The 19589-nt window shown below is 52.9% G+C and carries 18 protein-coding genes, 11 tRNA genes and 1 rRNA gene; 26 read left to right on the forward strand and 4 right to left on the reverse strand.

Features of this window, described 5'->3' with window-relative positions; translation table 11 throughout:
* The 13 genes from rrf to CJP46_RS32290 all read left to right on the forward strand — a co-directional run bounded on the left by rrf (position 1) and on the right by CJP46_RS32290 (position 2114).
* Positions 1 to 117, forward strand: a 5S ribosomal RNA gene (gene rrf, locus CJP46_RS32230).
* A 9-nt stretch (positions 118 to 126) separates the two neighbouring features.
* A tRNA-Asn gene (locus tag CJP46_RS32235) sits at positions 127 to 202 on the forward strand.
* 5 nt (positions 203 to 207) lie between these two features.
* Positions 208 to 299, forward strand: a tRNA-Ser gene (locus tag CJP46_RS32240).
* 19 nt (positions 300 to 318) lie between these two features.
* Positions 319 to 390: transfer RNA gene (locus CJP46_RS32245), tRNA-Glu, on the forward strand.
* A gap of 51 nt (positions 391 to 441) precedes the next feature.
* Positions 442 to 517, forward strand: a tRNA-Val gene (locus tag CJP46_RS32250).
* A gap of 35 nt (positions 518 to 552) precedes the next feature.
* A tRNA-Met gene (locus CJP46_RS32255) sits at positions 553 to 626 on the forward strand.
* Between the two features lie 33 nt (positions 627 to 659).
* A tRNA-Asp gene (locus tag CJP46_RS32260) sits at positions 660 to 736 on the forward strand.
* A 153-nt stretch (positions 737 to 889) separates the two neighbouring features.
* Positions 890 to 965, forward strand: a tRNA-Lys gene (locus CJP46_RS32265).
* A gap of 17 nt (positions 966 to 982) precedes the next feature.
* A tRNA-Gly gene (locus CJP46_RS32270) sits at positions 983 to 1057 on the forward strand.
* 17 nt (positions 1058 to 1074) lie between these two features.
* Positions 1075 to 1148: transfer RNA gene (locus tag CJP46_RS32275), tRNA-Arg, on the forward strand.
* 17 nt (positions 1149 to 1165) lie between these two features.
* Positions 1166 to 1245 (forward strand) — tRNA-Leu (locus tag CJP46_RS32280).
* Between the two features lie 23 nt (positions 1246 to 1268).
* A tRNA-Pro gene (locus CJP46_RS32285) sits at positions 1269 to 1342 on the forward strand.
* Between the two features lie 103 nt (positions 1343 to 1445).
* On the forward strand, positions 1446 to 2114 hold the full coding sequence (locus CJP46_RS32290) for a BofC C-terminal domain-containing protein (RefSeq protein WP_256992637.1): 669 nt from the start codon (positions 1446 to 1448) through the stop codon (positions 2112 to 2114).
* Between the two features lie 137 nt (positions 2115 to 2251).
* On the opposite strand, the gene CJP46_RS32295 is transcribed toward CJP46_RS32290, so the two are convergent.
* On the reverse strand, positions 2252 to 3319 hold the full coding sequence (locus CJP46_RS32295) for a branched-chain amino acid aminotransferase (RefSeq protein ID WP_094599741.1): 1068 nt from the start codon (positions 3317 to 3319) through the stop codon (positions 2252 to 2254).
* Positions 3320 to 3446: 127 nt separating this feature from the next.
* Between CJP46_RS32295 and CJP46_RS32300 the strand changes: the two genes are divergently transcribed.
* From CJP46_RS32300 to yajC, 8 genes are all read left to right on the forward strand, one after another.
* Positions 3447 to 4340, forward strand: a complete 894-nt coding sequence (locus CJP46_RS32300; RefSeq protein ID WP_094599742.1) for a LysR family transcriptional regulator — start codon at positions 3447 to 3449, stop codon at positions 4338 to 4340.
* 118 nt (positions 4341 to 4458) lie between these two features.
* On the forward strand, positions 4459 to 4962 hold the full coding sequence (gene ruvC / locus CJP46_RS32305) for a crossover junction endodeoxyribonuclease RuvC (protein ID WP_094599743.1): 504 nt from the start codon (positions 4459 to 4461) through the stop codon (positions 4960 to 4962).
* Positions 4959 to 5573: a Holliday junction branch migration protein RuvA gene (gene ruvA, locus CJP46_RS32310; RefSeq protein ID WP_094599744.1), complete on the forward strand. Its 615-nt coding sequence runs from the start codon at positions 4959 to 4961 to the stop codon at positions 5571 to 5573. Before ruvC ends, ruvA begins: the two co-directional genes overlap by 4 nt.
* Positions 5574 to 5609: 36 nt before the next feature.
* Positions 5610 to 6614 carry a Holliday junction branch migration DNA helicase RuvB gene (gene ruvB / locus CJP46_RS32315; protein WP_076176979.1) on the forward strand — a complete coding sequence of 335 codons (1005 nt, stop codon included), beginning with the start codon at positions 5610 to 5612 and terminating at the stop codon, positions 6612 to 6614.
* Positions 6615 to 6685: 71 nt separating this feature from the next.
* A complete protein-coding gene (locus tag CJP46_RS32320) occupies positions 6686 to 8806 on the forward strand; it encodes a SpoIID/LytB domain-containing protein (protein WP_094599745.1) in 2121 nt (706 codons plus the stop codon).
* 7 nt (positions 8807 to 8813) lie between these two features.
* Entirely contained in the window at positions 8814 to 9842 is a 1029-nt protein-coding gene (gene queA / locus CJP46_RS32325) for a tRNA preQ1(34) S-adenosylmethionine ribosyltransferase-isomerase QueA (RefSeq protein WP_094599746.1), read from the forward strand.
* Between the two features lie 38 nt (positions 9843 to 9880).
* Positions 9881 to 11020: a tRNA guanosine(34) transglycosylase Tgt gene (gene tgt, locus CJP46_RS32330; protein ID WP_094599747.1), complete on the forward strand. Its 1140-nt coding sequence runs from the start codon at positions 9881 to 9883 to the stop codon at positions 11018 to 11020.
* Positions 11021 to 11064: 44 nt separating this feature from the next.
* On the forward strand, positions 11065 to 11409 hold the full coding sequence (gene yajC, locus CJP46_RS32335) for a preprotein translocase subunit YajC (protein WP_094599748.1): 345 nt from the start codon (positions 11065 to 11067) through the stop codon (positions 11407 to 11409).
* A gap of 208 nt (positions 11410 to 11617) precedes the next feature.
* Here yajC and CJP46_RS32340 read toward each other — a convergent pair whose 3' ends face one another.
* A complete protein-coding gene (locus CJP46_RS32340; RefSeq protein WP_094599749.1) occupies positions 11618 to 12448 on the reverse strand; it encodes a phosphatase PAP2 family protein in 831 nt (276 codons plus the stop codon).
* 54 nt (positions 12449 to 12502) lie between these two features.
* Entirely contained in the window at positions 12503 to 12904 is a 402-nt protein-coding gene (locus tag CJP46_RS32345) for a TIGR04086 family membrane protein (RefSeq protein WP_094599750.1), read from the reverse strand.
* Positions 12905 to 13080: 176 nt separating this feature from the next.
* On the opposite strand from CJP46_RS32345, the gene CJP46_RS32350 reads away from it, so the two are divergent.
* Complete coding sequence (locus tag CJP46_RS32350) at positions 13081 to 13941, forward strand: YetF domain-containing protein (protein WP_373558063.1); 861 nt, start codon at positions 13081 to 13083, stop codon at positions 13939 to 13941.
* A 17-nt stretch (positions 13942 to 13958) separates the two neighbouring features.
* Here CJP46_RS32350 and spoVB read toward each other — a convergent pair whose 3' ends face one another.
* Positions 13959 to 15593, reverse strand: coding sequence for a stage V sporulation protein B (gene spoVB, locus CJP46_RS32355; protein ID WP_094599859.1), 1635 nt, complete (start codon positions 15591 to 15593; stop codon positions 13959 to 13961).
* Positions 15594 to 15869: 276 nt separating this feature from the next.
* On the opposite strand from spoVB, the gene CJP46_RS32360 reads away from it, so the two are divergent.
* From CJP46_RS32360 to CJP46_RS32375, 4 genes are all read left to right on the forward strand, one after another.
* The gene (locus tag CJP46_RS32360; RefSeq protein WP_373558065.1) at positions 15870 to 16112 is read left to right on the forward strand and encodes a post-transcriptional regulator; all 243 of its coding nucleotides are present in this window, start codon (positions 15870 to 15872) and stop codon (positions 16110 to 16112) included.
* A gap of 141 nt (positions 16113 to 16253) precedes the next feature.
* The gene (secD, locus tag CJP46_RS32365) at positions 16254 to 17537 is read left to right on the forward strand and encodes a protein translocase subunit SecD (protein WP_094599752.1); all 1284 of its coding nucleotides are present in this window, start codon (positions 16254 to 16256) and stop codon (positions 17535 to 17537) included.
* Positions 17527 to 18432 carry a protein translocase subunit SecF gene (secF, locus tag CJP46_RS32370; RefSeq protein WP_094599753.1) on the forward strand — a complete coding sequence of 302 codons (906 nt, stop codon included), beginning with the start codon at positions 17527 to 17529 and terminating at the stop codon, positions 18430 to 18432. Before secD ends, secF begins: the two co-directional genes overlap by 11 nt.
* A gap of 187 nt (positions 18433 to 18619) precedes the next feature.
* The gene (locus tag CJP46_RS32375) at positions 18620 to 19576 is read left to right on the forward strand and encodes a cation diffusion facilitator family transporter (RefSeq protein ID WP_094599860.1); all 957 of its coding nucleotides are present in this window, start codon (positions 18620 to 18622) and stop codon (positions 19574 to 19576) included.
* Positions 19577 to 19589 lie beyond the last annotated feature (13 nt).

Below are 19589 nucleotides of genomic sequence, written 5' to 3' on the forward strand. Positions count from 1 at the left end.
TTTGGTGGCGATAGCGGAGGGGTTCCACGCGTACCCATCCCGAACACGACCGTTAAGCCCTCCAGCGCCGATGGTACTTGGACCGAAGGGTCCTGGGAGAGTAGGACGTTGCCAAGCGATACATATTCCCTGATAGCTCAGTTGGTAGAGCACTCGACTGTTAATCGAGTTGTCACAGGTTCGAGTCCTGTTCGGGGAGCCATTTATGGAGAGGTGTCCGAGTTGGCCGAAGGAGCACGATTGGAAATCGTGTAGGCGCCAAAAGCGTCTCGAGGGTTCGAATCCCTCTCTCTCCGCCAGCTTGGATTTGAATAGCACGGCCCGTTGGTCAAGGGGTTAAGACACCTCCCTTTCACGGAGGTAACATGGGTTCGAATCCCATACGGGTCACTTTCTTATTAGCATCGGGATGAGAATCCATTGTAAGTTACAAATGATTATGGAGGCTTAGCTCAGCTGGGAGAGCATCTGCCTTACAAGCAGAGGGTCGGGGGTTCGATCCCCTCAGCCTCCACCATGATTTTCAAAAGAAAATAAATGATTTTTTAATGACGCGGGGTGGAGCAGTCCGGTAGCTCGTCGGGCTCATAACCCGAAGGTCGCAGGTTCAAGTCCTGCCCCCGCAATTATCTCCTTAATATGGAGATTCAAAAGGCCGTGGAACCGTGGTGTAGAGGCCTAACATGCCTGCCTGTCACGCAGGAGATCGCGGGTTCGAATCCCGTCGGTTCCGCCATTTTAAATTGCTTCAAGGGATGAGAATCCGAAATAACGGGTTCGTCGAAGCATTCACTTCGTTAGCGCTGCATCGCAGTCTCGAACGAAGAGAGAGTATCCCGTCGGTTCCGCCATTTTACTTTGCTCAGGAATGAAAATTCCGTTGTATTGAGAGCCATTAGCTCAGTTGGTAGAGCACCTGACTTTTAATCAGGGTGTCGAAGGTTCGAGTCCTTCATGGCTCACCAGTTTTATTTTTGGTTTTGCGGACGTGGCTCAGCGGTAGAGCATCGCCTTGCCAAGGCGAGGGTCGCGGGTTCGATTCCCGTCGTCCGCTCCATTTTTTTTGCCTTACCGGCGCCCTTAGCTCAGCTGGATAGAGCGTTTGACTACGAATCAAAAGGTCAGGAGTTCGAATCTCTTAGGGCGCGTACTTATGATATACCGAGCCGGTGTGGCGGAATTGGCAGACGCGCGCGACTCAAAATCGTGAGGGAAACCGTGGGGGTTCGAGTCCCTTCACCGGCATTTTAACATTTTCATATAGATAACGGGACGTAGCTCAGCTTGGTAGAGCACCTGGTTTGGGACCAGGGGGTCGCATGTTCAAATCGTGTCGTCCCGATTGAATCAACCACCGAAAATCATTCGGTGGTTTTTTGCTGTATAATTTGGTATTTCCCCGGTCACAATAAAGAAAAAAAGATAGAGAATAGAAGGGGATTACCGTGAATGCAGCGCGAATCAAAAAGAAAATACAAAAGCAATGGAGACGATGGAGACGCAGGGCGTTGACGCTGGGGCTCTCTTCGTTAATGGTTGTCTTGGTCTGGCTGGGATCTTATTTGCCGCATCAAGTGCAGAGCCTGCTCAGCACGAAACCGCCGGTGGCCATTGAAACGCTTCAATATTATGAGCAAACGGAAGGTTCCGATGACACCGTAGATAATTCGGAATTTTGGAAGACGCTGAATCAAACCAAAGGCACCAACGAAGTGACCGTTCGCCAGGTTTATATATGCGGTGAGGAAGAGCAGGTGCTCGGAGGACTGAACAGCGATGAAATCTACAACCTTATGAATGAGCATCCAAGCTGGAAAGGCGAGTTTATCGAAAAGGGGGAAATCCTGTTTCAGGAAACCATTTCGGACCTTTCCCCGACCTGCAAGGAACAGGCTTACATCAGCCTCGACAAGGATGGGAATCTGACCTTGTTCGAGGGTCCGCCGACACATGAAAAGGTCATTAGAACCTTTTTCCAATTGGACATCAACTCCATGGAATCCTCCCTGCCGGACGGAGCGGTGAAGCAGCTATATGACGGCATTCGGGTACAGGACATTGACGAGTATAACAGTGTGCTGTCCACGTTCAGCGACTACGCCCGGAAGGGGTAAACATCTTACTGTACCGCGTCCTGTTTTTTGTAAGGCATTTTCGGAAAATGTAACGGAACCCAACATAAAAAAGCTTTCCTGCCTGCAAATGAGGCAAACGGGAAAGCTTTTTTGCATTTTTTGTTATGAACCCGGATTTACACGGTCATCGTCCATTTCAATGGATCTGGAAGACGGCCGGTCTGAATCCCTGTGAGGGTGTCATACAGCTTTTGCGACAATGGACCGATTTGGCGGTCGTTAATGAGGATTTGCCGGTCATTCCAATATAACTCGCCGACAGGGGAAATGACAGCTGCAGTACCCGTACCGAATACTTCTTCCAATTCGCCCCTGGCATTCGCTTCAAAAATTTCCTCAATCGATATTTTCCGCTCTTCCACGGGGATGTTCCAGCTGCCTAGCAGTTCCAGAACCGAGGCGCGAGTCACACCTTCCAGTATGCTGCCGTTAATGGCCGGGGTGATCGCTTTTCCGCCGATTTTGAAAAAGATATTCATGCTGCCGACCTCTTCGATGTACTTCTTTTCCAGCGCATCGAGCCACAGCACCTGAGAGTAACCGCCATTTTTGGCATTGCTTTGGGCCTTGATGCTTGCGGCGTAATTGCCAGCCGCCTTCGCATGCCCGATTCCGCCCTGCACGGCACGGGTATAGGAACTCTCCACATTAATTTTAACCGGGGCAAGCCCGCCCGCGTAGTAAGCGCCTACAGGCGAAAGAATGATGATCAGCTGATAGGTGTGGGATTCTCTGACGCCGAGACAAGCTTCATTGGCGATGATAAAAGGGCGGATGTAGAGTGATGTTCCCGGAGCCGAAGGGATCCAGGCACGATCGACATGAATGAGGGTGCGGATCGCTTCAATGACAAAGTCCTCCGACACTTCGGGAATGCCCAAACGTTCGTTGGAGCGGTTCAGCCGCTTCATGTTTTTGTCCGGCCGGAACAGAAGGATCTCGCCGGATGAAGTGTGGTATGCTTTCAGACCTTCGAACACCGCCTGCCCGTAATGGAATACCATCGCAGCCGGGTCCATCTGCAGCGGGGCATAAGGAATGATTCGCGGATCATGCCATCCTTGGTCCAGCGTATAATCCATCAGAAACATATGGTCCGTAAAATATTTGCCGAAGCCAAGCTCCCCGCTGTCCGGCTGTGTCTTTGGCTCGGTCGTTAACCGGATACTTATCTCTTGTTTCATTACCGCGCTCACCTCATCTGTAAAAATTTATTATTCTCACTATAGGGAATAAAAAATAATTGGTCAATTCAATGTTATCAATTAAAATAATAGTTATTAGCTATTGTTTAGGTAAAGGGGGACGCTTATGGATTTCCGCCTGCTCGAATATTTTCTTGCCGTATGCGATGAGCTTCATTTTACGAAAGCGGCCGTCCAGTTGGGTATTAGCCAACCGACGCTCAGCCAGCAAATCCGTCTGCTCGAGGAAAGGGTGGGAACCCCCCTTTTTCAAAGGATCGGAAAGCGAAATTATTTGACCGAAGCGGGACAAACGCTAAGGGATCACGCGCTGAACATTTTTCATGAGCTGGAACAGGCGCAGTCGGAAATCAACGAACTGAAAGGGATGCAGCGGGGGAGGCTGACGATCGGCTGCTCAGGCAACCATCTGCTGACAAGGACGCTGATTTCTTTTCACCAGAAGCTGCCGGGCATTTCGATCTCGGTATTAGAGCTGGCGACGGAGGAAACGAGGGCCGGTCTGCTGGCCAACAAGCTGGATCTGGGCGTTGTTTTTCTCCCGCTGGAGGATGAGCAGCTGGTCAGCAAAGAGCTCTATACCGAAGAACTGTGCCTAGCTGTGGCGGAGCAGCATCCGCTGGCGGCCCTGGAAGCCGTAAAACTGGACCAGTTGACAGAGGTGCCGCTGATTCTTTTTCCGGAAAAGTTTCTGGTTCGTCAAATGGTGGACAGCTACAGCATTCAAGCGGGGGTGCAGCTTCAACCGGCGTTTGAGCTGTCGACGATGGACTCCATGCTGCAGATGGTCCGGCTCGGGGTCGGCGCGACCATTCTCCCGAAGTCCTACCTCATGCAAGGATCCGATCCGTCGATCCGCACCATCCCGGTCGTTGATCCCGTCCCCCAGAAAAAGGTTGGCATCGTATACCGGAAGCAGACGTATTTGAGCACGGCGATGCTTGCTTTTATTAACGAACTCGTCCGGACCTTCAATTCCTCAGAGACAGGGTCTGTTTAGTCAGGCCCGGATGCAGGCATACCTCTTTTGGTAGAATCATAGACTTGGTATGAAGTTTTACATTATAATGAAGTGAACGAATACATATGTTCGCTTTATGCCAAGGGAGAGAAACGACTTGCGAATTTTAGGAATTGACCCGGGGATTGCGATCGTCGGATTCGGATTTGTCGATAAAAACGGCAGCAAGGTAACTCCGGTTCAATATGGATCGATTCAGACGGAAGCCCATACACCTGATGAGGAAAGGCTGCTGCACGTCTATGAGGCGATGCTTCAGCTTATTGATAAGTATCAGCCGGAAGCCGTAGCTTTCGAGAAATTGTTTTTTAATAGAAACGTCACGACGGCTATGTCCGTCAGTCAGGCGCGAGGCGTCCTGATTCTGGCGGCGACGCAGCGGGGGCTGCCTATCGCCGAGTACACCCCGATGCAGGTGAAGCAAGCGATCGTGGGATACGGCAAAGCGGAGAAGAAACAGGTGCAGGAAATGGTTCGCATGTTTCTGAAGCTGCAGGCGGTGCCCAAGCCGGACGATGTGGCCGACGCGCTGGCCGTGGCGATCTGCCACGCCCATTCGTACACGTTAAATTCCAGAATAAATGAGGTATTGAGAAAATGATCGATTTTTTGAGAGGACCCGTGGTCCATCTGGAGAATGAGTACATTGTGCTTGACGTGCAGGGAGTAGGGTACCGGGTATTTTGCCCGAACCCTTTTGTCTTTGCCAAGACGGATGGTCCGGTCACGGTGTACACCCACCACCATGTAAGGGAAGACGCTATTCTGCTGTTCGGCTTTCCGACGCGTGAGGAGCAGCAGTTGTTCCGCAAGCTGATCGATGTGTCGGGGATCGGCCCAAAGGTGGCTTTGGGCATTCTCGGCGGGGGCACGCCGGATCATGTGGTGACGGCCATTTATCAGGAGAACATTACGTTCTTGACCAAGCTGCCGGGGATCGGCAAGAAGACCGCTCAGCGCATGATTCTGGACCTGAAGGACAAGCTGGACGGCTTCGGTACGGCTGCCCTGGCGACTGGGTTGTTTGCGGTGCCTGAACCGGTTGAAGGCGATGGATCGGCTTGGTCCGAAGCGAGGGAGGGCCTCAAGGCGCTCGGTTATACCGACGTGGAGCTGGACCGGGTATGGCACAAGATCAAGGATGACACGGCGTTTGGGGATTCGGTGGACATTTTAATGAAACGGGCGCTCAAGCAGCTCTATGCGGGATAGTTATGGTAAGCGGGCGTTACAAGAGGAGCGATAGCAATGGATGACCGTATCATATCGGCAAACCTGATGATGGAGGACCAGGCGGTGGAGCTTAGCCTGCGTCCGCGTTATCTTGCAGAATATATCGGGCAGAACCAGGTGAAGGAAAACCTGAAGATTTATATCGAAGCAGCCAAAATGCGCAATGAAGCGCTGGATCACGTCCTGCTGTACGGGCCTCCGGGACTCGGCAAGACGACGCTGGCCAATATCATAGCCAATGAACTGGGCGTGAACCTGCGGACGACGTCGGGGCCGGCGATTGAGCGGCCAGGAGACCTGGCGGCGCTGCTGACGAATCTCCAGGAAGGGGACGTGCTGTTCATCGACGAAATCCACCGTCTGCACCGGACGGTGGAGGAAGTGCTGTATCCGGCGATGGAGGATTTCGCGCTGGACATCATGATCGGTAAAGGGCCGAGTGCAAGGTCTGTGCGGCTGGATCTGCCTCCGTTCACCTTGATCGGAGCGACAACACGGGCCGGGCTGCTGTCCGCACCGCTGCGGGACCGCTTTGGCGTCGTCAGCCGCCTCGAGTTTTATACGGTGGACGAGCTCAGCTACATCGTCTCCAGGGGTGCCGACATTCTCGGCATCGAAATTATTGGGGATGCAGCCGACGAGATCGCCCTTAGATCCAGGGGGACGCCGCGGATTGCGAACCGCCTGCTGCGCCGGGTAAGGGATTTTGCCCAGGTCCGCGGAGACGGCATGATTACGCCGGCCATCGCGGAAGAGTCGCTGAAGATGCTGCAGGTCGATCCGAAAGGATTGGACCAGATCGATTATAAAATGCTGCATGCCATGATCACGAGCTTCCGGGGCGGTCCGGTCGGCCTCGATACGATTGCGGCCACCATCGGCGAGGAGAGCCAGACGATCGAAGACGTATATGAGCCATACTTGCTGCAGATCGGATTTCTTCAGCGGACACCACGGGGAAGAATGGTGACGGCTGCGGGATATCAGCATTTGGGTCTGCCGATGCCGACCGACCAGTAATTTGTGCTAGGCTGACTGGTTTAAAATGGTTCGAACACATTTTTCAGACAGAAGCGGGAGGAGAATGACGAGTGGGAAATTGGTGGAGAACGAAAGCTTGCTCTTGGGGGAGCAAGGGGCTTTTGGCTGCCGTGCTGGCAACAGGTGTCCTGCAGCTGCCGGCGGTGACGTCAGCCGCCGAGGGTACGAGCCCGGATCAAATCCGCGTGGGCTTGTTCCTTGACCTCGGCAGTACTTATAAATCAACGACGCCTGTCGTCACGCTGTCATCGGGACAGTCATGGTCTGCAGGGTTATCGGCTTCTTCGGGGGCTTCGGCTCTTGTGTCCTTTGGCGCTAACGAGATGGCAAAATTCAGCGTGGATGGATTCCGCGTGAAAGTACTCGCCACCTCGGATGCCAAAACGGCAGAGGATGCTTATAAGAAATTGAACGCGACGGCCGACAAGCCGGTCATATTCGCCGCATCGACAGGCACCGGCACCGTATACCAGGTGTATACCGGCATGTATGCAAGCCAGCAGGCAGCCAAAGATGCGGCTACGCGGACAGCCAAGACGGCTGCGGGACAGTTGAACGGGCAGACTCCGGTCGTGACAGGCGGCAATCACTTGTCGGCAGGGGCTTATGCATCGGAGGCTGAAGCGGCGGCTGCAGCGCAGCAAATCCAGGCAGCCGGCGTCGATGCGTTCGTGGCGGTTCAGCCGGGCGGAGCCGGCGGCAGTTACGCCGTATGGGTCGGCGAGGCGGCAGACGCATCCGGACTGGCGGCGGTGCGCAGCGCGGTAAGCACGAAGCTTACGGCGGCCACCCTGTCGGAGGTGGATGCATCGCAGCCAGCGCTGATCATCCGCAGCGATGCGGGGAGCAGCCCGGGAAGCTCCGCCGCGGTGAAACACATCGAGGTCAGCGGGAACGATGCCAAAGGCTGGATCAACAGCAGCGGAGACCAAATCAAAGTGTCGGAAAGATCGGGGCGTACATACCGGGGCAGCATGGAGATCAGCATGGTGAACGGCCAGTTGGCGCTCGTGAACGAGCTGCCTTTTGAACAATATCTCTATGCGGTCGTTGGCGGCGAAGTGCCTTCATCCTGGCCGGAGGAATCGCTCAAAGCCCAGGCTGTGGCTGCGCGCAGCTATGCGTCTTTCCAGATCGGCAGCAGCGAAAAGTTCAAGGTGGCCGATGTCGTCGATACGACGCTCAGCCAGGCTTATAACGGAATTTCATCCGAGGCGCCAAGCGTCATTGGTGCCGTAGATGCTACACAGGGCGAAGTGCTGATGCAGAACGGCAAAGTCGTCGAGGCTGTATTCTCTTCCAATTCCGGGGGGGCAACGGCCGACCCGACCGAGGTATGGAACAGCGGGGGAGATGCTTTCGCCACCGTGGACAGTAAGGAAGACGTCGCCGCGCAAAACGGGGCTAAAGCCTGGTACCACGTTCTTCTCAGCAATGGAATTACGGGTTATGTCAGAGAAGACAATGTCAAGGAACTGGGAACGGCAACGGCTGCCGGACTTGCGAAAGTCACGGTGACGACCAAGAGCACCAACGTGCGCCCGCTTCCGCTCATTCAATCGAACGTTGAGCCAGCCGCTCAGATGAATCCCGGCGATACCGCCGTCGTTTTGGAGAAGGTGAAGGAATCAGGAACCTACGACTGGGTTCGGGGACCGTATACATCGGCCGAGCTGGTCAGCACGTTGAAAGGAAAAACGTCGACGGCGGCTCCATCCACGATCAGTACGCTTGAGGTCACCAAGCGGGGGCCGTCCGGACGGGCTATTCAAATTAAGGCCAACGGGCAGATTCTGGACGTCAAATACCCGGATATGTTCCGTTCGGCTTTGAACGGTCTGCCAAGCACATTGTTTGATATTGTACCTACAGGAAGCTATACTGTACTAAGCGCAAACGGGACAACGACGAAGGTTTCCGGCGCATCCGACACGTCGGTCATTTCCGCTTCAGGAACCTCTTCCATCGCCGGAAAAGGCACGATCGTTATGAACGGGGATTCGAAGGCGCGCCGGATCGAAGCCGGGGAAGCGTTTTTCTTTGTGGGACGCGGCAACGGCCATGGCCTTGGACTCTCCCAGTGGGGAGCTAAAGGAATGGCGGACGCCGGGTATGGGTACCAGGACATTTTGAAACACTATTATCAGAATGTAACTATTGTTAAGGAATGACGACCAGATGAATGTAGACTTATATGATTTTGATTTACCAGAAGAATTAATCGCACAAACCCCTTTACAGGAACGGACGGCATCCCGTCTATTAACGTTAAACAAGCAGGATGGATCGATCGCCCACCGAACCTTCAAAGACATCGTAGACGAGCTGCAGCCCGGCGATACGCTGGTTCTTAACGATACCCGGGTCATTCCGGCGAGATTGTTCGGCGTGAAAGAAGAAACGGGTGCCAAAGCCGAGGTGCTTCTCCTGAAAAATTTGCAGGGAGACACTTGGGAGGCGCTCGTAAAGCCTGGGAAAAAGCTGAAAAAGGGCAGCGTGATCCGGTTCGGCGACGAGCTTCAGGCTGTGATTGAGGATGAAGGGGAGATGGGTGAGCGGAAGCTGACCTTTACCTACCAAGGGATTTTTCAGGAGATCCTCGACCGGCTTGGCCAAATGCCGCTCCCGCCTTATATCAAGGAGAAGCTCGACGACAAGGAGCGCTACCAGACGGTCTATTCCAAGCATGAGGGTTCCGCCGCAGCCCCGACCGCAGGGCTTCATTTTACCGAGGAACTGCTGGATCAAATCCGTGCCAAAGGCGTGACGGTCACTTTCATTACGCTTCATGTCGGTTTAGGCACTTTCCGGCCGATGTCGGTTGAGCGGGTGGAGGACCATGTCATGCATGCGGAATATTACTCGGTGACCCAGGAGACAGCGGACATCCTGAACGCGGCCAAAGCCCGCGGGGGAAGAATCGTTGCAGTAGGGACCACCTCCTGCCGGACGCTTGAGACGATCGGGACCCGCTTTGAAGGCGGCCTGCTCGAAGCCTGCAGCGGTTGGACCGATATTTTTATATACCCGGGATATACATTTAAAGTCGTGAACGCTTTGATCACCAATTTCCACCTGCCGAAGTCGACGCTGGTCATGCTGGTCAGCGCGCTGGCTGGACGGGAGCATATTTTGAACGCATACACGGAGGCCGTGAAGGAAAGGTACCGTTTCTTCAGCTTCGGTGATGCGATGTTTATCTATTAAGACCGGTTGATCGGCATATAAGAGGATGGTATTAAACAATGGCAGCAGCAATTACTTATGAACATATTAAAACGTGCAAGCAATCCGGAGCCCGGCTGGGGCGGGTGCATACGCCGCACGGCGTGATCGAGACACCGACCTTTATGCCGGTAGGAACGCTGGCCACGGTCAAGACGATGAGTCCGGAAGAGCTGAAGGCGATGAACGCGCAAATCATTTTGAGCAACACGTATCATCTGTTCCTGCGCCCGGGTCATGACATTATCCGCGAAGCCGGTGGACTGCACCGCTTCATGAACTGGGACCGTCCGATTCTGACGGATAGCGGCGGATTTCAGGTGTTCAGCTTGAGCGAGATGCGCAAAATTACCGAGGAAGGTGTGCATTTCCGTTCCCATCTAAACGGAGACAAGCTGTTTCTGTCGCCGGAGGTGGCCATGGAAATCCAGAACGCGCTTGGTTCGGACATCATGATGGCCTTTGATGAATGCCCGCCTTATCCGGCCGAATACGATTATGTCAAGAAGTCCTTGGAACGCACGACCCGCTGGGCCGAGCGCTGCCTGAACAGCCATGCCAGACCGCATGATCAGGGGCTGTTTGCTATCGTTCAAGGTGGTATGTATGAAGACTTGCGCAAACAGAGCGCTCGTGATTTGACTTCCATGGATTTCCCGGGGTATGCTATTGGTGGACTCAGCGTAGGAGAGTCCAAGCAGCTGATGTACGAAGTGCTGGACTATACCGTTCCGCTGCTTCCGGACAACAAGCCCCGCTATTTGATGGGCGTGGGTTCACCGGATGCACTGATCGAAGGCTCCATTCGGGGTGTGGACATGTTTGACTGCGTCCTGCCGACACGGATCGCCCGGAACGGAACGACCATGACCAGCCAGGGACGGCTAGTCGTTCGCAATGCGCAATACGCCAGAGATTTTGGCCCGCTTGACCCAGCATGTGACTGCTATACTTGCCGGAACTATTCAAGAGCCTATCTGCGGCATTTGATCAAAGCGGATGAAACCTTCGGACTCCGTTTGACCACTTACCACAACCTGCATTTCCTCATCAATCTGATGAAACAAGTGCGTCAGGCCATCATGGAGGACAGGCTGCTTGATTTTCGCGATGAGTTTTTTGAACAATACGGGCTTTATGACAATGATAAAGGGTTTTAAGTTTCAGCTGAACTGCAGTGATTATTGAAAGGGGGGAAAAGCATATGTTCAACAATTTTGAATCCATTGAGTTAGCAGCTGGTACCGGCGGTTCTGGAGGCGGAGGTCTCGTGGGATTGATTCTGCCGCTCGTTCTGATGTTCGCGATTTTCTATTTCCTGTTGATCCGTCCGCAGCAAAAGAAACAGAAAACCCGCACTTCCATGCTGGGCGCATTGAAGAAAGGGGATAAGGTTGTAACGATCGGCGGCCTGCACGGAACGATTATGGAAATTACCGACGATATCGTGGTACTGCGGGTAAACGACGTGACGAAGCTGACCTTCGATCGTGGTTCTATCAGCCACGCGGTTAGCTCGGGCGCCGGTGAATCCGAGAAATCGTCCTAAAACGATCCGGATGCGCGGTCCAACATCGATGGCAACATCTCCAGTAAGACCAGGCACATCACATAACGAAAGCAGCAGGTCACTCTGCTGCTTTCGCCGATGTTCATACTTACGGATGCCAAAAGGCTGCACGGCTTGTCTACGGGACAAGGGTGCAGCCTTTTGTTTTAAGATGATTTCAGCGGAGCTGAATGAGTAGACGTTTTTCTTACACATCGGACACGATATGGTTTAATTGTCGCTGCTTCGGATGCGCAAGCCTCCGTCCCCAGAAGATGCCGACGGAAGAGGCAAGCAAACCGAGCAGGGTACCGGCGACCGAATCCGTCAGCCAATGGATGCCGAGATAGAAAATGCTGAAAATGATGATGACGGCGCTGATGAGCGTCATGAGGGCCAGACGGCGATTTCCCGAACGGATTCCGAGCACCAGCATGGTGATGGAAATCGAAGTGTGCAGGCTTGGAAAGCAGTTGTTGATTCCGGACAAGGGCCTGTACGCCTGTTCGAATTTCGGAAAGACCTCAAGCATGTAGAACGACACGCCAGACGGCGGAAAGGACCAAACCTCGTTCACGGGAAAGAAGAGGTAAAACGGGATCGCCACTGTATAATTGATGATGACGGCAATACAGGCAGCCATGAGAAATGTTTTGTTCCCGTCCGCAGCAAAGATTCCGAGCAAAGCGATGAGTAATGATTGGAACACAACCACGTAAAAAAACACAGATACGGGCGTAATGTATGGGCTGTGAAAGAACTGCTGCCAGTGCTGGACGAAATGCCCCTCAATTCCGAAAACCCATGGGGTGAAGTCCTGCTTTAAATGCATGCCTGCTTCGATTTTCAGTTCGTAGCTGTTGAACAGCAGAATCGCAGCCATCAAAGCGAATAGACTCAAAAATTTGCGGTTGATTCCAAACTCCCGGATCAGCAACCATCCGGCCCGCAGAGGGTTGCGCAGGGTGCCCAGCCAGATCAGCCCGATCGCCATAACGAGCGTTGCTGCCGAAATATAGTTCATGGAGTCATACAACACGTAGGGACGTCCTCCTCTTCATGAAGTGCATTAAGTGTAGCACATGTGAAGAGATCAAAAGTTACGATTGTTTTTCAAATTCACCCCGAACATGCCCCCGATGGCTCCCGAAGCGACAACGGCCGCGATCAGCAGCAGATCTCCAAGACGAAGGTGGCTGTCTAGCGCCAGAAATCCGATGATGATGATCATGAGACCGTATAAAATGCCGGTAAATCCTCCCTGGTACCAACCCCGTCTCCCTGAACGCTTCCCGGATACAAGACCTCCAAATGCCGCGGCGACAGCATGAACCACGTAGATGTAATGGGATAAGCTCTGCTCTTTCATGCCGCTTGACCACAAAAGGAAAGAAAGAAAAAGCGCCCCGACCATCATCCAAAAAAAGGAATAAAACAGTCCCGACAATGTGGGATTGGAGATCCGAAAAGAGAACAGGCGACGGATCAAATGCATAAGAGAACCCCCTTCATAGTTCCACAATTTAATGTAAATTTATGTGACGGCTTGCCCCAGTAGTACAAGTAATTTTTCCAATAATTTATCGCTTCCGCTTCTGAATGACCGTGTTGCCGAAAGGTCAAAATATCCTTAATTGGCATGATGAATGGCACTGAAAGGAGCAGGTGACCGTGATATCCGATATACTGATTCCTATTTTCCGAACCGTCCTGATGTACTTCGTCATCTATCTGACCCTCCGGATTATGGGCAAACGGGAGATCGGGAAGCTGTCCATTTTTGACCTGGTCATCTCGATCATGATCGCCGAAATCGGCGTTTTTGTGCTGGAAGATATGTCGCGGCCGATCTCGGACGGGCTCTTTCCGATGGCTACACTTGTCTTGATTCAGATTACGATTGCGTTCTTAAGTTTGAAGAGCCGGAAAATTCGACTGCTATTCGAAGGAAAGCCGGCTATCCTCGTTTCGGGAGGCAAGCTCAACCGTGAAGAAATGCGGAGGCATCGGTATAATCTGGATGATTTGCTCCTCCAGCTGCGTGGTCGAAATATTGAAAACGTAGCGGACGTGGAATTTGCGATTCTGGAGAACTCCGGGCAGTTGACCGTCATTCCCAAATCCAAAAGGTCCGATAAAAAAGAAAGGTACGATCTGTCCGGTCCCCAGGAAAAGCCGAATCGTAACGGCAATCCATCAACCTCCGCAAGGAATACTGCAACCTATCCACGTTCTTTGGGGATGGAGAGCAAACCGAGTCAGGTCTACGAAACTCCCTATGCCGATCCGTCCCGGCTTTCTGCGAGAAACCGCAGCAAAAAGATCCTTGTTCCCAGCGGGAAATTTACCTATGGCGTGCTGCCGATCCCGCTGATTATGGATGGGAAGGTGCAGGACGACAATTTGGAGCGGCTGAACAAAAACCGGTTTTGGCTGAAGAATCAAATACAGCAGCGGGGAATCAAAGATTTTAAAGACGTGTTTCTCTGCTCCATTGACCATAAAGGCCGGCTTTACATCGACCGCAAATGAGGTGGATCCCAGGCAGGTCAGGCGGCCGGAGTCTTGGGATTTTTCGAATCGGCATGCTTGAACCATTTTTCAAGATAGGGCATTCGGGACAGATCTCTAAGGGAAACCAGCTTCAAGGCAAACACGGCTGCCAGGAAACCGATCATGCCTAAGAACGTGGCTGCCAAAAAGCGAATCCAAACGATGCCTCCCAATGGCAGATGCAGATAGCCGTATTGGGTAATGCCTGTCATGATGATCATGGCTCCCGCCAGCTTCAGCAGATCGAGCATCCGGAAACGGTAGGCGAGCAGCCGGCTGACGCTGAACCCGTGCAGGAACGTGACTACGATGCTGTTGATGATAATGGCGATGACGGCCCCGTAAATTCCATACTCCGGCTGAGAGGACAGGTACCAGATCAGGAACAGTTTGAGGACGGCTCCGACCAAGGTGTTAAGCAGAGCGCGGCTTGGCCGGTCCAGCGCCTGCAGGGTGGCCTGAAGCGGTGCCTGAACGTACAGAAACAGCGCAAACGGCGCCATCGTGCGCAGCATATTGGAGATGTCCGCATTGTTGTACAGCAGCAGGCACAGCGGCTCTGCCAGGACATACATAATGACGGCGAAAGGGGCACCGGTCACGAGCGCAAGCCGGATCGTCTGGTTTAAGCGTTTGTGGATGGTAAGCTTGTCTTTGCGGGCGGCAGCCTCGGACAGCGAAGGCACGAGCGAGACCGCCAGGGATGAGGTCAGTACGCCTGGAAGCAGCAGCAGCGGGATGACCATCCCTTGCAGTGCGCCATACTGGGCGGTTGCTACGGCGGTGACGAATCCGGCGAGCGCGAGGCTCTGGGCCGTAATAATCGATTCAAGCAGGTAAGAGAAGGAGCCGACCAACCGTCCGGCGGTGACCGGTACGGTAATGCCAATCATGCGTGCAAACAATCCGCGGCTGACACGGTTGTCGGCATTGTTTCCCTTGCCGGCTTTGTCATCTTGGTTGGCTTTCTCTCTTTTAGCTTGTCTGGACAACAGCCATTTCTCGTCCCTGTGGAACTGCCACAGCAGGGCAAGCAGACCGAAAAATTCCCCTGCCATCACGCCAAGCATGGCACCTGCCGCGGCATAGGCTATCCCTTTTGGCAATAGCAGATAAGCGAACCACAGCGTGCACACGATCCGGAATACGGTCTCGATAATCGAAGAGGTCGCGGACGGAATCATGTTCTGCCTTCCCTGGAAATAACCGCGGTAGACCGAGGAAATGGCAACGATGACCAGCATAGGAGTCATGCTGACAAAGGTGTAGTACACCCGGGAATCCGTTATGATGGTGCTTGTGATCCAAGGAGCGAGCCACAGGCACAGGGCCATAAACAGCACGCTGAGTCCCACCGTTAAGCCAAGGCTGACCCGTAGGACATATTTTGAATTTTGCGGTTTGCCCTCGGTTTCCGCTTCCGATACCAACTTGGCGATCGCCAGCGGAACGCCCCCTGTAATCAGCGTCATAATCACCAGGAAAAATGGATAGCCCAGCTGGTAAATCCCTACCCCTTCGGCGCCGATGATCCGGGGCAGGGCGATGCGCGGTATAAACCCGAGAATGCGGTTCACTATGCCGGCGGCAAGCAAAATCATCGTGCCTTGGATAAAGGTTTGCTTTTTGATGCCTGGATTTTTAGGATGCTTGTTCAATTGTCCACTCCCTCTTCCCGTGTCGAAGCTGTGCTGCCACTTTTGGTAATGTCAGACCTTGTTTTATGAATATGCTGAACCTGTCCCAACTCATTCATCCTTTCCGGTAACATTTGGACAAAAGAAGGAAAGAAGGGCAGTGGGGTCGAATACAGTACAAATCAGTGCTACAATGGACTACAGGACATCCGGAACAGGATCGTGGAAAGAGGCAATTGGAGAGGAGGCCGTAGAGTGAGCTCAGAGGAAATGAACGACAGGCAGCTGGAGGAAGCGATTGAAACACTCTGTCGCAGCAAGGCGGAGGAATTCAGACTCGTCGGCTATGAGCATGTAACCAGCAAGGATATTTGGAACTGCGTCAGCGTCAAATACGAGAAAGAAGGGATTCCGCCGCTCTACATGCTGGTCAACGATATACTCTCTTTGAAAGTGATGACGTTTATGAATTTTATGACCATATCCGCATATAAAGGATCCACTTTCGATTGAAAGGGATCTTTTTTTCTGTTTGTGTTAAAAGAGATGAGGGATACTGTAAAATCGGAAAACGACAAATATTGATAAATTGACTGCCTTTTGGCGCATGGCTATAATAGGAATATTGAGAACGAAAGGGGAACTAGGAACGGCATGAAAAGAATTGTCACTTTCATCATCGTCGTGCTCGTATCGATTGCGGTCATGGCTGGGACAAGCCCTGCGCTGCTCGACAACGTACGACTCGGTCTCGATCTTAAAGGGGGCTTTGAGATTCTGTATGAGGCCCAGCCGCTCGAACAGGGACAGAAGGTTACGAGAGAGTCCCTCATACGGACGGCGGAAAGTTTGGAGAAACGCGCCAACGCGCTCGGAACCAGCGAGCCTGAAGTTACCACTGAGGGCACGAACCGGATCCGTCTGAAAATCGCAGGCGTGACGAACGAAGCCGAGGTCCGCAAGAAAATGAAGGAGCCGGCGTCACTGACCTTCCGCAGTGCGGATGGATGTAAAACGCCTGAAGCGGGGAAAGACGGCACGGTTGACCCGAAAGATGTCTATTGTAAAACCGAACTCCTCGGAAGCGATTTCGTGGAAAACGGTGCACAGGTGGGTTATAACCAGCTGAACCAACCGCAAATCGATATCAAAGTCAAAGATAAAAAGAAATTTGCCGATGTGACCAAGCGTTTGGTCGGCAAAGAGCTCGCTATTTTCCTGGATGATACCCTTTTATCCGCTCCAACCGTAAACCAGGAGCTGACGGACGGCAAAGCTTCGATCACGGGCAATTACACGATGGATGAAGCCAACCAGATTCGCGATACGATCAACCTCGGGGCGCTGCCTTTGAAGCTGACGGAGAAGTACTCTCAGAGCGTGGGCGCAACGCTGGGCAAGCAGTCTTTGCATAAAACGATTGAAGCAGGCATCATCGCCTCCATTCTGATTCTGATCTTCATGATCGGCATGTATCGCCTGCCGGGTGTCATCGCCAGCTTCGGACTGATCGCCCACACCTGGCTGCTCATTCTCGTCTTCGTCTGGGCCGACTTTACGCTGACCCTACCGGGGATCGCGGCGTTTATTCTCGGTATCGGTATGGCGGTTGACGCCAACATCATTACGAATGAACGGATCAGGGAGGAAATGCGGAACGGCAAGAGCGTCATGTCTTCGGTCAAAGCAGGAAACAAGTCGTCCTTCCGTACGATTCTCGATTCCAACATTACGACCATTATCGTCGGAGCGGTTATGTTTGCCTTCGGTACGGGCGCCGTCAAAGGCTTTGCGCTGGTACTGATCGTGGAAATCGTACTCAGTATTCTCACGAATGTGTACTTCACCCATTACCTGCTCAACCTCTTGGTTAAAGCCGGCGTGCTGAAGAAGCCGAAGCAGTTCGGGGTAAAGGAGAGTGATATTCGTGCACTTTAAAAAAGATTACGATTTTATGAAGATGAGCAAGTATGCGTTCATCTTTTCCATCGTCTTGACGATTGCGGGAATTATTACCCTTTCCGCTTTTGGATTAAACTATGGCGTTGATTTTCAGGCAGGTTCCAACGTCGACGTCAAGCTGTCAAAGAACGTGACGACGGCCGAAGTTCAGCCGCTGTTGGACAAGATCGGCCTCACCGATGGGGCGACGGTAGCGCCAGGGGATAAGCGGGTCAGTATCCGCTTTACGAAAGAACTTAGCGAGGACCAGAGCGAACAGCTGAAGTCGGCGATCCAGGAGCTGGATAAAACGGCGTCGTTTGAAATTAACACGGTTGATACGGAAATGGCCAAGGAGCTCGGGCGAAACGCTATCTATTCCGTTTTGATTTCCTGTATCGGGATTATCATTTACGTGAGCATCCGGTTTGAATGGCGGTTCGCCTTGGCGGCCATCGTGGCGCTGCTCCATGACGCCTTTATGGTCGTGGCCGTCTTCTCGATCTTCCGCCTGGAAGTCAGTCTGACGTTTATCGTGGCGGTATTGACCATCATCGGTTATTCGATCAACGATACGATCGTTATTTTTGACCGGATCCGCGAGAACCTGCGGTTCGGCAAGCAGAAGACCAAAGAAGATTTGAAAGCCATTATGAACAAGAGCGTGAGCCAGATGCTGATGCGCTCCTTGTATACGGCGCTGACGGTGTTTATTGCGGCATTCTTCCTGTTCCTGTTTGGCGGGGAATCGATCAAGATGTTCTCGCTCGCGATGGTTATCGGGCTGTTGTTCGGAGCCTATTCTTCGATCTTTATCGCCAGCCCGCTGTGGCTCGTATTCAAAAGCAAACAAAAAACCAGTGCCAAACCAGCCAAACCTTCCAAGGCGTAAAGCCAGGGAGTGAATGTAATGAAGGAAAGCCGCGTCTGATTGGGCGCGGCTTTTCCACTGGTACTTATTTATACTTATTTGTCGCGAATGTCATGTCTATTTCAATGGATGCTTGCGCTAAGAAGGATTGCAGGCGATCCAGCAACAGATCAGAATCGGTATTCAGATTGCCGGGGGGGAGGCTTTCATGAGTATAGAGCGTTCAAATCCATCGGGCACCGTCGTCTGGACGGGAATTGTCGGTGAACTGTCACTGGCCTTGTTTAAAGGCGTGGTCGGATATTTTACAGGGAGCAAGGCACTGCTGGGTGATGCGCTATATTCCGCATCGGACGCAGCCGGTGCGCTGGCCCGGCGCATTCCATGGCGGACTTCATCGAAGATGCGGAGCACGCTGCCGAGTGATCTGCGGTCCGGGAGAACAGAGCCGATTCTGGCGATTTTGTTTTCGGTTCTTGTGCTGATGGGCGGATTGCAAATTGCTGTAGCAGCAGTACGGGATTTGGCCGCAGGCCGTGTTCACGCACCCGGACAGTTTACGCTGATTGCGATACTCGTCTCGCTTGCGGTCAAAGAAGCTCTCTTTCAGTACCAGTACCGCCAATCCAAGAAACAAGGCGACGGCATGCACACGGTGTATGCCGACAACCACCGCTTCAGTCTGTATTCGTCCATCACGGTATTGATCGGCGTCATTTTGTCGATGACCGGCAGTGCCTTTAAGTGGTCCATGCTGCAGTATATGGATTCCATCTCGGCTCTGATCGTCGCGGCGCTGCTGCTGCGCAGAGGATACCGGCTTATCGTCAGCTCCGTGTACGGACAACTGGTGCAGGAGACCGAGCAGGAGGATGCAATTAATTTTATCGATACGGTACAGCGGGTTCACGGCGTCATTACGGTCGACGACCTGAAAGCATCGGAGCAGGGGCACTACATTACGATCGATTTAAAGATCAGCGTCAATCCGCGGATTACGGTCCAGGAAGGCGCCGAGATCGCCGACCGGGCCAAAAAGCTTCTGATGCACCGTTTTTTGCATGTCAGCATTGTTAATATCCTGGTCGTGCCTTATGATCCCGGCTATCCGTACAAGTCGAACCATCATCTGACGGATAATGAGCAGCCGACACTGCTCCAGTAGCCTGCTCATGACC

This window comes from Paenibacillus sp. XY044 (assembly GCF_002257645.1).
GTDB lineage: Bacteria > Bacillota > Bacilli > Paenibacillales > Paenibacillaceae > Paenibacillus_AQ.

Coding starts and splice junctions, on each gene's coding strand:
- CJP46_RS32295 (WP_094599741.1), bottom strand. CDS start 3,319: ATGAAACAAGAGATAAGTATCCGGTTAACGACCGAGCCAAAGACACAG.
- CJP46_RS32300 (WP_094599742.1), top strand. CDS start 3,447: ATGGATTTCCGCCTGCTCGAATATTTTCTTGCCGTATGCGATGAGCTT.
- ruvA (WP_094599744.1), top strand. CDS start 4,959: ATGATCGATTTTTTGAGAGGACCCGTGGTCCATCTGGAGAATGAGTAC.
- ruvB (WP_076176979.1), top strand. CDS start 5,610: ATGGATGACCGTATCATATCGGCAAACCTGATGATGGAGGACCAGGCG.
- queA (WP_094599746.1), top strand. CDS start 8,814: ATGAATGTAGACTTATATGATTTTGATTTACCAGAAGAATTAATCGCA.
- tgt (WP_094599747.1), top strand. CDS start 9,881: ATGGCAGCAGCAATTACTTATGAACATATTAAAACGTGCAAGCAATCC.
- yajC (WP_094599748.1), top strand. CDS start 11,065: ATGTTCAACAATTTTGAATCCATTGAGTTAGCAGCTGGTACCGGCGGT.
- CJP46_RS32345 (WP_094599750.1), bottom strand. CDS start 12,904: ATGCATTTGATCCGTCGCCTGTTCTCTTTTCGGATCTCCAATCCCACA.
- CJP46_RS32360 (WP_373558065.1), top strand. CDS start 15,870: ATGAACGACAGGCAGCTGGAGGAAGCGATTGAAACACTCTGTCGCAGC.
- secD (WP_094599752.1), top strand. CDS start 16,254: ATGAAAAGAATTGTCACTTTCATCATCGTCGTGCTCGTATCGATTGCG.
- CJP46_RS32375 (WP_094599860.1), top strand. CDS start 18,620: ATGAGTATAGAGCGTTCAAATCCATCGGGCACCGTCGTCTGGACGGGA.